The organism is Nocardia sp. NPDC049220, assembly GCF_040647855.1.
Lineage (GTDB): Bacteria > Actinomycetota > Actinomycetes > Mycobacteriales > Mycobacteriaceae > Nocardia.
In genome coordinates this window covers 18,467-32,354 of sequence record NZ_JBEZDA010000023.1, presented here as the reverse complement: position 1 = coordinate 32,354, position 13,888 = coordinate 18,467, and the positions used below count along the sequence as shown (strand labels likewise).

The following is a 13,888-nucleotide window of genomic DNA, read 5'->3' as shown; positions in this document are numbered from 1 at the left end:
GGAAAGCGACCCGAGAACCGAGCAAACCCTAAACCTGAACCATAGGGTTAGCGTTATGTCAAGTATCCGACTGGTGCCGAACGCTATTCGCAGCCGCCGCGATACGCGCGCAGGCGCGCCGAAACGAGAGTCAGAATCTTGTGTGATCCCGCTCGTCTCGCCACTCCACACGTCGTATGGTGGACGGTTGCCCCCCGGCCATCTCCTCGACGCCGGAACCGCTCCCGAACCGCCGAAAATTCCCTGGACACAATGGGTGTGGATCACTTTACCGTGACCAGATTGGGACTCGAGACATCGAACACCGTTCCGGGGCGCGTCAATAGCGGTAACACGACCGCTGACTTGCGCTCGGCGTCGTCGGTCCCGCCCCAGAGTACCGTGCGACCGTCCTTCAGATTCAGCGAAATATCCGAAATAGACCGTGCGACAACCTCACCCACCTGAACACGCAGCGCAGCGGGCACAATGGCAAGGACCGAAACCGCGGCGCGGGTCACCGGATCGTCTGCACCGGGATGATCGGCGATCAACTTCGCCACACCGATCGGTGCGGGTTCGATCGCGAATTCCACGCTCTGCGCGTCCAGTAGATGCTCGCCCTGCGGGCCGTCGTAGAACAACACCGGAATGCGCTCCACGACCGTCACTCGGACGGTGGACGGAAATATCCGCTGCACCCGTGCCGTGCGTACCCTCGGAATGCTGGCCACTCGGTGCGCAATAGCAGTGGTGTCGATTCGCAGTATGGAGCGGCCGGACGGAATTTCGAGCAGATCGCGCACCTGCTGCTCGGGCACCGCGAGCGTGCTCTCGATCCGCACGGTGCGCACCGAGAGCACGGGCGTGAACCAGCAGACGACGCCGACTACGGCGAGAACACAGACGCCCAGCAATCCCCACAGCCGAATTCGGCGCCATTCGTCCACGCCGAGGCGATCACTCGCGGATCGCCCCATGTCGCGCGCCGATCCGACCCCGCGCACGCCGAATCACCGTCCGTGCTGAGGCCGCGCCCGTAACCCATCGAGGATCTGGCTCCCGAGCATCGTCACATCACCCGCACCCATCGTGATCACGACGTCGCCAGGCAGGGCCAGACCCGCGACCTGACGGCCGACCCGGGACATATCCGGCTGGTAGTGCACCGGTTTGGTCACCGCCTGGGCAACCAGTGCGCCATTCACGCCGGGCAGCGGTTTCTCCCGTGCGCCGTAGACATCGAGCACGACGACCTCGTCGGCCAAGCTCAATGCCGCGCCGAAGTCCTGTGCGAACGTCGCAGTACGGCTGTAGAGATGCGGCTGGAACACCACGATGACCCGCCCCTGTCTGGACCGAGCACCATCGCGGGCCTCCTGCTGGACCAGTTCGGCAGCCGCGCCGAGCACGGCGCGCACCTCGGTCGGGTGGTGGGCGTAGTCGTCGAAGACCCGCACGCCGTTCTCCCGTCCGGCGAACTGGAACCTGCGGTGCACTCCCCCGAAACCCTCCAGGCCCTGCACGATTTCGCCCACATCGGCGCCGGCGGCGCGAGCGGCGAGCAGGGCGGCGAGTGCGTTGAGCGCCATGTGCCTGCCCGGCACCGACAGTCGCAGGGTGCGCGGCGCAGCCTCGTCGGCGAGCTGGAACTGGGCGATACCACCGACATCGCGCGGCTCCCAGCTGTGTAAGCGGGCGCCCACCGCGACCGGGGCGTCGGTGAGCTCACCCGATCCGTACCCGAGCACCCGCACATTCTTCTCGGCCATCCGCGCGCCGACCCGCTCGGCCAACGCCCGCGAGCCCGGATCGTCGAGGCACACCACCAGCAGACCTCCCGCGGCAAGACGGTCGGCGAAGTCATCGAAAACCTGGACGTATGCCTCATCGGAGCCGAAGAAGTCCAGGTGATCGGACTCGATATTGGTCACCACCGCGACGTCCGGGTCGTACTGCAACAGCGAGCCGTCGCTCTCGTCGGCCTCGGCCACGAAGATATCGCCGGTGCCGTGGTGGGCATTGGTGCCCGCCTCGTTCAGTTCGCCGCCGACCGCGAAGGACGGGTCGTACCCGCAATGCTGCAACGACACGATCAGCATCGACGTGGTGGAGGTCTTGCCGTGGGTACCCGAGACGAGCAAGGTGCGATGGCCTTGCATCAGCGACGCGAGCACGGCAGGGCGCAGCAGCACCGGGATGTCGCGCCGATTCGCCTCGACCAACTCCGGATTGGTCTTCGGGATGGCCGCGTAGGTGGTGACCACCGCGGTCGGGCCGCCGGGTAGCAGGTCGAGGGCCGTCGCATCGTGACCGATGCGCACCTGTGCCCCCCGCGCGCGCAACGCCAGCACGCCGCGACTCTCCTTGGCATCCGAACCCGACACCGCGCCGCCGCGGGCGAGCAGGATGCGCGCGATCCCGGACATCCCCGCACCGCCGATCCCGACCATGTGTACGCGCGCCAGCTCCGGGGGCAATGCGCAACGCTCGCCGGTGGTCTCCGACCCCATCCCGTTCGCCGTGGTCTCGCTCACCGGCCTGCCACCTCCATCGTGATCCGCGCCACCTCGTCGGCGGCGTCACGGTGCCCGGCGCCTGCGGCGGCCCGGCCCATCTCGATCAGCCCTGCGGTGTCCATGAGTAAGGGAATCACCTCATCGATCACGTACTTCGGCGTCAGTTCCGCATCCGGGACAATCCGGCCGCCGCCGAGGCGCACCACCGGTCGCGCGTTGAGTTCCTGCTCACCGTTGCCGTGTGGAAGGGGCACATAGAACGCGGGCAATCCGACCGCGGAGACCTCCGCGACCGTCATCGCACCCGACCGGCAGACCACCGCGTCGGCGGCGGCGTAGGCGAGGTCCATCCGGGACAGATACGGCACTGCCAGGTAGCGGGAGCCATCCTCGCCGGAGTCCGCCAACTCGAGCGTGTTCTTGGGACCGTGGGCGTGCAGTACCGAGATACCCGCCGCGGACAGCTGTGGCGCGGCCGCCGATACGGCCTCGTTCAGGGTCCGCGCGCCCTGAGAACCACCGAATACCAGCAGCACCGGGCCCTCGGCCGGTAGGCCGAAATGGGCACGTGCTTCCCCCCGCAGCGCGGCTCGGTCCAGACTCGTAATCGATTCACGCACCGGAATGCCGACGACCTTGGCGTTCGCGAGGCCCGAATTAGGAACGGCGGCGAGCACCCGCGCGGCGCCGCGCGCGCCAACCTTGTTCGCGATGCCCGCTTTGGCATTGGCTTCGTGCACCACGACCGGCACGGCACGCCGACGACGCAGTGCGCCCGCGCCCGCGGCGAGATACGCGGGCAGGGCGACATATCCGCCGAAGCCGACGATCACGTCGGCGTCGACCGCGTCGATCACCGCTCGGGTCTTGGTCACCGCGGCCCGCACCCGCCCTGGCAGCCGCAGCAGATCGGCGGTGGGCTTGCGCGGCAGCGGAACCGGCGGGATCAGTTCGAGGGGATAGCCGCGCTCCGGAACCAGCCGGGTCTCCAGACCACGTTCGGTGCCCAGCGCCGTCACCCGGATCGAGGCGTCGAGCCGCCGCAACGCGTCCGCCACCGCCAGTGCCGGTTCGATGTGGCCCGCCGTGCCGCCGCCCGCGACGATTACCGAGATCACCTGGACCTTCCCCGTTCTCTTGCGTGATTGACCGGATAACTGGGTTCCCATGCCCGGGTGGCGCGGGCCGAACTGGTGCCGCGACTCTCTGGCGCACGGCGCGGCACCGGTTCCGCACCGTACCGCGTACGCCCACCGGTCGGCAGCGCGGAAGGTCCGCGGTCTGGCGCCCGACCGCGGCGCGCCGCGGCGGCCCGGGCGCTCGCCCGAGCTGGTGCGTACACTTCGGGTTTGGGCAACCGCAACAGCCTACTGAAGCGACCGTCCTGTCCGGCGTGCAGCGCCGCGACCGCTTCCGGTTCATGCCGAGCGGCATTGGCGATCAAGCCGAACATGATCAGAGTGATCGCCAGCGAGGAACCACCCGCGGACACCAGTGGTAGCTGTAGACCGGTGACCGGCAACAAACCGACCACATACCCGATGTTGATCATGGCTTGTCCAGCGATCCACGTTGTCGCGGCAGCGGTCAACAACCGGAGAAACGGATCCACCGACCGGCTGGCGATACGCAGTCCCGTGTAGACGAACAGTGCGAAAAGCCCCAGCACCAGCGCGCAGCCGAGAAAGCCCAATTCCTCGCCGATGATCGCGAAGATGAAGTCGTTGTGCGCGTTCGGCAAGTAGCTCCATTTGGCGCGGCTCTGCCCCAGCCCCCTACCCCAGATTCCGCCGTCAGCAAGGGAATAGAGAGCCTGTCGAGCTTGATAGTTGTCGCCCTGTAGGTCTGAACCCGGGTTGAAGAAGGACCGCACCCGGTTCGACCGATAACCGGCGGACATCGCGAGCACGCCCGCCGCCACGACTCCGGAAACCGCGATCGTCACGAACAGGCGGACCGGCAGTCCGCCGTACCACAGCAGCGCGCCGAGGACGAGTCCTACCGCGACCGTGGTGCTGAGGTTCGGCTGGACCACGATCAACAGACACACCAGCAGTCCGGCCGGGACCAGCGGAACGAGAAGATCTCGCAAGTTCGAACCGCTGGCCCGTCGGGAAGCCAGCAGGTGTGCGCCCCAGACGATCAGCGTCACCTTCACGATCTCCGACGGCTGCACCGAAACAGGGCCGAGCATCAGCCAACGGCGTGCGCCCTGAGCACGGGTACCGATACCAGGAACAAGGACCAGCACCAGCGCCAAGACCGACATCGCGAACAGTGGGAACGACACCTGGCGCAATCGGCGCAGCGGTACCCGCAACGCGAGATAGAACAGGACGGCGCCGAGCGCCGCGAACAACGCTTGCTGGATGAACAGCGAGTAAGCCGACCCACCGACCGCGTACTCCACAACCCCCGATGCCGACAGGACCATGACCAGTCCGAGGGTCGTCAACAGCGTGGCGATCGTGACCACCAAGTGGAACGACGCGAGCGGCCGCGCGAGCCAGACCCCGAACCGGGTGGCCGGCGCAGGATCACGCCACGCCGATTTCGTCATAGCCGCCGCCCGATGTCACCGTCTTCCAGGGTGTGCACCGCCGCAGCGAAGCTGCGGCCCCGGTGCGTGTAGTCGGCGAACATGTCCAGCGACGCGGCGGCGGGAGCCAGCAGCACAGTGTCGCCGCTGCGGGCGAATCCGGCGGCCGCGCGAACGGCACGGGCCATCATCGCGTCGGCCGCCTCGGTTTTCGCCGCTTCGTCACCCATCCCTGCATCGTCTCCCGCGATCAACTCGACGACGGGGACCTCGGGCGCGTGTCGCGCCAACGCGGCGGCGATGACCGACGCATCGGCGCCGATGAGCACCGCGGCGACCAGCCGCTCGGCGACCTCCTCCACCAGATCCTCGACGTGCGCGCCCTTGAGCAGACCGCCGGCCACCCAGACCACCTGCGGGTGCGCCAGGATCGAGGAGCGCGCGGCGTGCGGGTTGGTGGCCTTGGAGTCGTCGACGAACTCGACTCCGGCAAGTTCACGCACCAGTTCAGCGCGGTGCGGACCCACCTTGTGCTCGATGAGACCCTCGCGGACGAACTGCGGGGCAACATCGATCGCCCTGGTCAGCGCCGACGCGGCGAGCGCGTCGGCGACACCGGCCGGACCGGGCGGGCTGATATCGCCGACCTCGGCGAGGATGGCGGCTTTGGTGAACGCCCGGTCGAGCAGCTTGCCATCGACCACGCCCAACTCGCCGTCCGCGGGCACTCCGATCCGGAAGCCCACTGTCCGGCGTGCCTTGGACTTGCGCGCCAGCGAAGCCGCGACGGGATCGTCCAGACCGACCACGCCGACTCGGCCGACCAGCGCCCGCGCCTTCGCCGCGGCATAGGCGTCCAAGCCGCCGTGCCAATCCAGGTGATCCTCGGCCACATTGAGCACTACACCCGCCTCTGGACGCACCGACGGCGCCCAGTGCAGCTGGAACGACGACAGCTCGACCGCCAGCACCTGTGGACCGGGATTGCGGCGCAGCGCGTCCAGGATCGGAAGGCCGATGTTGCCGCAGGCGACGCTGGCGATACCCGCGGCACGCAGAATCGCGTGGGTCATCTGTGTGGTGGTGGTCTTGCCATTGGTGCCGGTGACGACAAGCCATTTGCGCACCGGCCCGTAGATCCTCGCCTGATCGACCCACCAGGCGAATTCGACGTCACCCCACACCGGTGTGCCCTCGGCTACCGCGGTGGCGAGCACCGGGGAATCCGGCCGCCAGCCCGGACTGGTGATCACCAGCGCGAACCGGCTCCAGTCGGTGGATTCCAGCTCGGCGGGGGTGGCCACATCCAGTCCGAGCCCGGCGGCCTCGGACAGCGCGGCGGCACCACCGTCGGTGACCACCGGTCGCGCGCCGATATCCCGCAGTGGCTCGACCAGCGAACGCCCCGACACACCCCAACCCGCGACCAGAACGTCACGCCCGCGCAGAAATTCGAGCATGGGCCCTGGTGAACGTAGGGCCCGAGGAGAATGTTCGACCATCTCGTTCACCCGACCGCAGAAAGGTATTCGCTGTAGAACAAACCGAGACCGACGGCCGAGGCCATCGCGGCCAAGAGCCAGAACCTGATAATCACCGTCGTCTCGGCCCACTTGCTGAGCTCGAAGTGATGATGGAACGGCGCCATTTTGAACAACCGGTTACGCGTCGTGCGGAACACGGCAACCTGCAACACCACCGACGCCGTCTCGGCGACGAACAGCGCGCCGATGACGATCATCAGCAGCTCGGTCCGGGTGGTAATGGACAGACCGGCGAGCATGCCGCCCAATGCCAGCGAACCGGTGTCACCCATGAAGATCTTCGCCGGCGCGGCGTTCCACCACAGGAAGCCGACACACGCGGCCGCGCCCGCGGCACATACCAGGGCCAGATCCAGCGGATCGCGAACGTTGTAGCAGCCGGTCTCCGGCTTGGTCTCACAGGCGTGGTAGTACTGCCAGAACGTGATGACCACGTATCCGCCGAGGACCAGACTCATCGATCCGGCGGCCAAGCCGTCCAAGCCATCGGTCAGGTTCACCGCATTGGACCAGGCGACCACGACGAAGCACACGAAAACCAGGAACACGACCACACCCATGGTCACCGTGCTGATGTCGCGTACGTAGGACAGGTGCCTACTAGCGGGGGTCAGCCCACTCGCGCCGCGGAACTGCAGTGCGAGCACACCGAAGATCACCGCCGCGGTCAGCTGGCCGAGATATTTACCGGCCGCGGTCAGGCCCAGATTGCGTTGCTTACGAATCTTGATGAAGTCGTCGAGGAAGCCCACCGCACCGAGTGCGGTGGCCAGGCCGAGTACCAGCAGTGCCGAGGCCGACGGTCCTTCGGCGTCGTACCCGATACCGATCAGATGCGAGCCCAGATATCCCGCCCACAGCCCGACCAGAATGGCCACCCCACCCATGGTCGGGGTGCCGCGCTTGGCCTGGTGGCTGGCCGGACCGTCGACCCGGATCTCCTGGCCGAAACCCTGCTTGGCGAACATCTTGATCAACAACGGGGTGAGCAGGATCGAGACCGTCAGCGCGATCGCCGCCGCGAAGAGAATCTGTCTCATTCTGCTGCCTCCGTGTCATGTCCCGCCCTGCTGCCCGGCGCGACGGCGTCGCGTCCTGCCGCGGAAGCCGCATCGGTCAGATGTTCGGCGACCTTCCACAGGCCCACCGACTTCGATGCCTTGACCAGCACCACGTCACCCGCGGTGACTTCTTCGTCGAGCAGAGCGATCGCCGCCTCGATATCCGGTACGAGGATCGACTCCTCGCCCCATGACCCTTCCATCACCGCTCCCTGGTGCAGCGCGCGGGAGGGCCGTCCGGTCCCGACTACCACCACGCGGCTGACATCCAGTCGCACGGCGAGCCGGCCGATCGCATCGTGTTCGAGGACGGATTCCGCGCCGAGCTCCCCCATCTCGCCGAGCACCGCCCAGCTGCGCCGCGGTGTCTGCCCTGCCCGCGCCATGCTCACCAGCGCTTTCAATGCGGCGCGCACCGAGTCCGGATTGGCGTTGTAGGAGTCGTTGACCACGGTGATCCCGTCTGCGGTGGTACGCACGTCCATCCGGCGGGCCGACGCGGCGTGCGCACCGGACAGCGTCCGGGCGAGGCCGTCGAGATCCGCGCCGCACTCCAGGGCGACCGCGATCGCGGACAGCGCGTTGCCGACGTGATGCTCGCCGTGCACAGCCAACCGCACCGGGATATCGCCCACGGGAGTGTGCGCGGTGAACTCGGCCCGTGCCTGCTCGTCGAGCCGGATGCCGGTGGCGCGGATGGTGGCGGTCTCGGCCTGGCCGACGCTCACCACACGGGCCGCCGTCCGTGCGGCCATCGCGGTGACCTGGGGATCGTCGGCGTTGAGTACCGCCAGTCCGGTAGCTGGCAGTGCCTCGACCAGCTCGCCCTTGGTCTGTGCGATGGCCGCACGGCTGCCGAACTCGCCGAGATGCGCCGTGCCGACATTGAGCACGACACCGATACTCGGCGGTGCCACCTCGGCCAGCGCGGCGATGTGGCCCGGACCACGTGCGGACATCTCGAGCACCAGGAAGCGGGTCTCGGCGTCGGCGCGCAGTGCCGTCCACGGGTGGCCGAGTTCGTTGTTGAACGATCCCGGCGGTGCGACGACCGGCCCCAGCGGGGCGAGTACCGCGGCCAGCAGATCTTTCGTGGACGTCTTGCCGGAGGACCCGGTCACGCCGACGACGGTGAGCCCGCCGGCCGCGACCAGGCGCGACACGCTCGCGCGCGCCAGTGCCGCGAGCGCGGCGAGCACCGCGGCACCCGAGCCGTCCGAATCATGGGACAAGGCAACCGAACTCGCGGGCACCGAGCCGCGATTCGGAGCGACCACGACGGCGGGCACACCCACCGGCCGCGCGGCGAGCACCGCGACCGCCCCTGCGGCGATCGCCGCGCCCGCATAATCGTGGCCGTCGGAGCGCTCTCCCGGCAGTGCCAGGAAAAGATCACCGGAACCTATTCGGCGCGAATCGAATTCGACCGCACCGGTCACTCGCACCTCCGGGTCGGGAACGTCGTGCAGCGTGCCGCCGACAACGTCCGCGATCTCCCGCAGTGTCATCTCGATCATGAAACCGTCAAGTCCTCCGCGTGGTTTCCTTGCGGACTTCGTCTGTCCAATGCGACCGCGAGCACCTCGCGGTCGTCGAAGGGATGCTTCACGCCCTGGATCTCCTGCCCTACCTCATGTCCCTTGCCCGCGATCAGCACCACGTCACCGGGGTTGGCCCACTCCACCGCGGCCGCAATGGCTTCGGCCCGATCACCGATCTCACGCACCTCGCCGCGCTCGGCCTCGGGCACCTCCGACGCACCGGAACGGATCGCGGCTCGGATCGCTGCCGGGTCCTCGGTGCGCGGGTTGTCGTCGGTGATGATCATCAGATCGGCGCCTCGCGCACCGGCCGCACCCATCAGCGGCCGCTTGCCCGCGTCACGGTCACCGCCCGCACCGACCACCACGGCGAGCCGTCCGGCAGTGTCCGCAGCGAGATGCCCACGGAGCGTAGCGATTACGGATTCCAGCGCGGCGGGCTTGTGCGCGTAGTCGACGATCGCCAGGAATTCCTGTCCGCGTTCCACCCGTTGCATCCGGCCGGGTACGTCCACGGTGGCCAACGCGGGTGCGGCGACCGATGATTCGACTCCCGCCGCAGCGCACACGGCTATCGCGAGCAGGCCGTTGGCGATGTTGTAATGGCCGGGAAGCCGCAACCGCACCGGCACATCCCCCTGCGGGCCCGACGCCGTGAAATCCTGCTCGCCGCCATGCGCCGCCACCGCGCCGGACAGGCTCCAGTTCGCGGATCGCTTGGTGGACACGGTGATCGGGCTCGCGAGATCCTCGGCGAGCCGCCGCCCCCACGCGTCGTCCACACAGATCACCGGAATTCGCGACGCAACCGGCGAATCCGGATCGAAAAGCCTGCGTTTCGCGGCGAAGTAGTCCTCGAAATCGGCATGAAAATCCAGGTGGTCTTGCGAAAGGTTGGTGAACGCACCGACTGCGAATCGCACACCGTCGACCCGACCCAACGCCAGCGCGTGGCTGGACACCTCCATCACCACCGCGTCCACACCCTGCTCGACCATCAGCGCGAACATCGCGTGCAGTTGCGGCGCCTCCGGAGTGGTCAGCGCGCTGGGCACTCGCCTGCCGCCGATCCGGGTCTCGATGGTGCCGATCAGCGCGGTGGACAGCCCACCTGCGGCCAGACCCGCCTCGACCAGATAGGAGGTCGTGGTCTTGCCCGAGGTTCCGGTGATTCCGATGATGCGCAACCGCTCGGACGGGTTGCCGTAGATCGTCGCCGACAGCTCACCGAGCACCGCGCGGGGATCGTCCCGCACAAGCACCGGCACGTCCAGTTCCGCTGCCGACTCCGCGCCCACAGCGTCGGTCAGCACCGCGACGGCGCCCCGCGCGACCGCGTCCCGCGCGTAACGGGCGCCGTGTGATCGGGCGCCGGGCAACGCGGCGAACAGGTCACCGGGCAGTACGGCGTTCGAGCGTTGCTCGATGCCGCTGACCGATAATTCACGCGCAGCCGACTCGAGACTTGTTCGTGCCCCGATGGTGGCGGCCAAAGACGCCAGCGGCGTTGCCGGCGAGTGCTCGGGCCGCAATGCGCGTGGTTGACCGGACTGCACAGAAACCAGGCTCCTTTCGAGGGCAGCGATCGATGTGTCAGGTTACCGGCGACCGATCAGGGCAGGACCATGCGCCCCACCGCAACGTCGGCGATGTCGATACCCGAACCCTACGGGCTGCACCATCGTGAACGGACCGCGCCACGCGGCAGAAGACGGCGACCCATGGCGGGCGAGGCAAGCACCAACGCATTCCGGTGGCCCAGCTTCGCGCACCAGCCGATCGGAGCGCGCGGTGTCGGTCATTTCCACGGTCGGCTGTGCGTGCCGCCGCACCGAGCCGACGAACAGAATCACCCTGCCTGCAGCACGAATCGCTTGGACGGCTCCGGCGACGGCGGGATCCGATCGCGCTGCAGCGCCCACGACGCGATGTTGTGGAACAGCGGAGCCACCGAACCGCCACCGCTACCATCGGAACTCCGAACGGGCGCATCGAGCATGAGACCGATCACGTAGCGCGGATTGTCGGCGGGGACCATGCCCGCGAAAGTGATCCAAAAAGACGACGTCGAATAGCATTCGCAATCTGGATCGACCTGCTGCGCGGTGCCGGTCTTTCCGGCCACCTGATAGCCCGTGATGGCAGCGGGCCAGCCGGTTCCGTTCTGTTCGGCGTTCATCGGGTCGCGCTGCATCACCGCCTGGAACATTGTCCGCAACGTCGCGGCGGTCTGCGCGCTCACCACCCGCACCCCGTCCGGTTGTGTCTCCTCGGTTCGGGTGCCATCCGGCGCGATCTCGGTTTTGACGATCCTTGGCGGGATGCGGACACCGTCGTTGGCGATGGCCTGATACATTCCCGCCATCTGCAGCGTCGTCATCGAAAGACCTTGTCCGATCGGAAGATTCGCGAACGTGCCACCAGACCACTGGTCGCGATCGGGCACAAGTCCGGCACTCTCGCCCGGCAAGCCGATACCCGTGCGTTGACCGAGCCCGAACCGATGCACCATGTCGGCGAAGCGGTTCTCACCGACCCGCTGTGCCAGCATCAGCGTTCCCACGTTGGAGGATCTGCCGAAGATGCCCGTGGTGGTGAACGGCGCCACGTCGTGCGTCCACGCATCGTGAACGGTGACGCCCGCCATCTGAATATCGCCGGGAACCTGCATCACTTCATCGGGACTGGTCAAGCCGTATTCGATGGCCGAGGCCGCCGTGATGATCTTGTTCACCGACCCCGGCTCGAACACATCCGAAACCGACGGATTGTTCAGATCGGCCCTGGCCCAACTCTGCGGTCCGAGCGCTGGGTTGAAGGTGTTGTCGTTGGCCATCGCCAGCACCTGGCCGGTCTTGGCGTCGAGGACGACCGCCGAGGCGGAGCTCGCGCCGGACAGTTCCTTGGCCTGCTGCACCTGCTGTTGCACGTAGTACTGGAGATCCGAGTCCACGGTGAGTTCGACCGCGGACCCGTTCACCGCAGGCTGTTCATCCCGCCAGCTGCCAGGGATGACCGCACCGTCGGAACCGCGATCGTAGGTGTGCGATCCGTCGGTACCCGCCAACACCGAGTCCATCGACGACTCCAGCCCGACCTGTCCGTGTCCGTCCCACCCGGTGGCGCCGACCACGTTCGCTGCCAGTGACCCGCCTGGATATACCCGGATGCTCTGTTGGTCGGAACCGACTTGCGAGAACTTCTCGGTAATTTCCCCGGCGATCCGCGGATCGACGTTACGGGCGAGATACACGAACTGATCGTCACCGCGCAGTTTGGCGAGCAGATCCGTTTCCGTGGGCGCGTCCTTGCCGAGTTTCTCGTGGATCATGTGCGCGATATCGCGCAACCGCTCATCCGGATCAGGCGCTTTGTCACTCTTGGCTCTGGCGTCGGACAACTCCTTGCGCACCCGGACCGGCTGGAAGGTCAGGGCTTTGGCGGAGATGGTGAAGGCGAGTGACTTGCCGTTGCGATCGGTGATCGGCCCGCGCGTCGCCTGATCGGGCTGATGGGTAGTGCGCTGGCTGGCCGCCTGCGCCGACAGCCCCGGCGCCGCGACGCTCTGCACCCACAGCAGTTGCAGGGCGACGACGGCGAGGGCGACCAGCATGACGACGCGGCCGACTCCAAGACGCAGTCGCAGCGGCTGATCCGATCCGAGTGACGTGGACCTGCGTGGACCTGCGCCCGGGGACGCGGCGGGCCCGCGACGCCGACGCGCCGCGGGCCCAGGACGCGTCACAGCGGCCCTCCGTCGAGGAGACCTTGCGCCTGCGGCGTCTCCTCGTCCGACTGCTGTTCCCCTCGAGCCGGAGCGACCTCCACCTGCCGCGGCTGTTGCGCTTCCACCTGCGGTAGCTGTTGCGCTTCCACCTGCGGTAGCTGAGGTTCTTCTGCTTGCGTCTGCGGCCCTCGAACTGACGGCTGGGGCCCTGGTGCCGTGTCGGCTTGCGACTGCTGATCCGTAGCCTGCGGGGCGGCGGACACCGGGCCGGACGGAGTGGGGCCGACCATCACCGGGGCGACCGGCGCCGGGCCCGGGGGCGCGGCATCACCCTGGACGGTGCTCTGTTGTCCAGTAGCCGCCTGGCCCTGTCCAGGCACGGCAGGCATCGTGGTGACCGGTATCACCCGCTCACCTCTTGCTTGCGGGTTACCGACCCGCGGCCCCGACGGCGAGACATTCAGCGGTGGCACCGGCGCGCCCTGGGCGGGGGTCGGTGTGCCGATCACCGTGACAGTGCCGTCCGGCGCGATGAGGAGGCGGGCCGGGTCCTTGGCCGGAATCATGCCTAGTTCCCGCGCCCGCGCGGCCAGCTCGGGCGCCGAGTCGGCGGCTTCGACCTCCCGCTGCAACGCGGCGCGCTCGTCGGCCAATTTCCGGTTGGTCGCTCGTGCGTCGCCGAGCTGGTAACTGTCCTCGGCGGCCCGGGTGGTCAGCAACAGGGTCAGCGCGAGGCCACAGCCGAGCAGCGCGATGATGGCCGTGACGAACGGAATCCGCGCGGCCATCGCGGAGCGCCGCATGGCGGGCGGCATCGCATCCGAACGACCTTCGGCACGCAGCCGACGCCGGGCGTAAGCTCGCTGCGCCGCACCGGACTTCACCCGTTCGGCATCCTGGACCCGCCGGGCGATCCGGCCCGGCGCTTCGACGGTCCGTGTCCGCACGCTCATCGGTTCCCCTCCTCTGTCCGCACGA

At 67.8% G+C, this 13,888-nt stretch carries 10 protein-coding genes; all 10 read right to left on the bottom strand.

Features of this window, described 5'->3' with window-relative positions; translation table 11 throughout:
• Window positions 1–263: 263 nt before the first annotated feature.
• On the bottom strand, window positions 264–959 hold the full coding sequence (locus tag AB0C34_RS28795; RefSeq protein WP_357079635.1) for an FtsQ-type POTRA domain-containing protein: 696 nt from the start codon (window positions 957–959) through the stop codon (window positions 264–266).
• A 33-nt stretch (window positions 960–992) separates the two neighbouring features.
• Entirely contained in the window at window positions 993–2,492 is a 1,500-nt protein-coding gene (gene murC / locus AB0C34_RS28790) for a UDP-N-acetylmuramate--L-alanine ligase (RefSeq protein ID WP_357079716.1), read from the bottom strand.
• Window positions 2,493–2,512: 20 nt separating this feature from the next.
• Complete coding sequence (murG, locus tag AB0C34_RS28785; protein WP_357079632.1) at window positions 2,513–3,667, bottom strand: undecaprenyldiphospho-muramoylpentapeptide beta-N-acetylglucosaminyltransferase; 1,155 nt, start codon at window positions 3,665–3,667, stop codon at window positions 2,513–2,515.
• Window positions 3,613–5,058: a putative lipid II flippase FtsW gene (ftsW, locus tag AB0C34_RS28780; protein ID WP_357079629.1), complete on the bottom strand. Its 1,446-nt coding sequence runs from the start codon at window positions 5,056–5,058 to the stop codon at window positions 3,613–3,615. The genes murG and ftsW overlap by 55 nt, the downstream gene beginning before the upstream one ends.
• Entirely contained in the window at window positions 5,055–6,497 is a 1,443-nt protein-coding gene (murD, locus tag AB0C34_RS28775; protein WP_357079626.1) for a UDP-N-acetylmuramoyl-L-alanine--D-glutamate ligase, read from the bottom strand. The genes ftsW and murD overlap by 4 nt, the downstream gene beginning before the upstream one ends.
• 47 nt (window positions 6,498–6,544) lie before the next feature.
• Window positions 6,545–7,621 (bottom strand): phospho-N-acetylmuramoyl-pentapeptide-transferase, encoded by a 1,077-nt coding sequence (gene mraY, locus AB0C34_RS28770; protein ID WP_357079624.1) that lies wholly within the window; start codon window positions 7,619–7,621, stop codon window positions 6,545–6,547.
• On the bottom strand, window positions 7,618–9,159 hold the full coding sequence (gene murF / locus AB0C34_RS28765) for a UDP-N-acetylmuramoyl-tripeptide--D-alanyl-D-alanine ligase (protein WP_357079621.1): 1,542 nt from the start codon (window positions 9,157–9,159) through the stop codon (window positions 7,618–7,620). Before murF ends, mraY begins: the two co-directional genes overlap by 4 nt.
• Window positions 9,156–10,739, bottom strand: coding sequence for a UDP-N-acetylmuramoyl-L-alanyl-D-glutamate--2,6-diaminopimelate ligase (locus tag AB0C34_RS28760; protein ID WP_357079618.1), 1,584 nt, complete (start codon window positions 10,737–10,739; stop codon window positions 9,156–9,158). The genes murF and AB0C34_RS28760 overlap by 4 nt, the downstream gene beginning before the upstream one ends.
• A gap of 293 nt (window positions 10,740–11,032) precedes the next feature.
• Window positions 11,033–12,796, bottom strand: coding sequence for a penicillin-binding protein 2 (locus tag AB0C34_RS28755; RefSeq protein ID WP_357079713.1), 1,764 nt, complete (start codon window positions 12,794–12,796; stop codon window positions 11,033–11,035).
• A gap of 128 nt (window positions 12,797–12,924) precedes the next feature.
• Window positions 12,925–13,863, bottom strand: coding sequence for a hypothetical protein (locus AB0C34_RS28750; RefSeq protein ID WP_357079616.1), 939 nt, complete (start codon window positions 13,861–13,863; stop codon window positions 12,925–12,927).
• Window positions 13,864–13,888: the final 25 nt, after the last annotated feature.

What these genes read in the sequence shown, in the direction of transcription:
- AB0C34_RS28795 (WP_357079635.1), bottom strand. Translation starts at nt 959, where the DNA reads ATGGGGCGATCCGCGAGTGATCGCCTCGGCGTGGACGAATGGCGCCGA.
- murC (WP_357079716.1), bottom strand. Translation starts at nt 2,492, where the DNA reads ATGGGGTCGGAGACCACCGGCGAGCGTTGCGCATTGCCCCCGGAGCTG.
- murG (WP_357079632.1), bottom strand. Translation starts at nt 3,667, where the DNA reads ATGGGAACCCAGTTATCCGGTCAATCACGCAAGAGAACGGGGAAGGTC.
- ftsW (WP_357079629.1), bottom strand. Translation starts at nt 5,058, where the DNA reads ATGACGAAATCGGCGTGGCGTGATCCTGCGCCGGCCACCCGGTTCGGG.
- murD (WP_357079626.1), bottom strand. Translation starts at nt 6,497, where the DNA reads ATGCTCGAATTTCTGCGCGGGCGTGACGTTCTGGTCGCGGGTTGGGGT.
- mraY (WP_357079624.1), bottom strand. Translation starts at nt 7,621, where the DNA reads ATGAGACAGATTCTCTTCGCGGCGGCGATCGCGCTGACGGTCTCGATC.
- murF (WP_357079621.1), bottom strand. Translation starts at nt 9,159, where the DNA reads ATGATCGAGATGACACTGCGGGAGATCGCGGACGTTGTCGGCGGCACG.
- AB0C34_RS28755 (WP_357079713.1), bottom strand. Translation starts at nt 12,796, where the DNA reads ATGCTGGTCGCCCTCGCCGTCGTCGCCCTGCAACTGCTGTGGGTGCAG.
- AB0C34_RS28750 (WP_357079616.1), bottom strand. Translation starts at nt 13,863, where the DNA reads ATGAGCGTGCGGACACGGACCGTCGAAGCGCCGGGCCGGATCGCCCGG.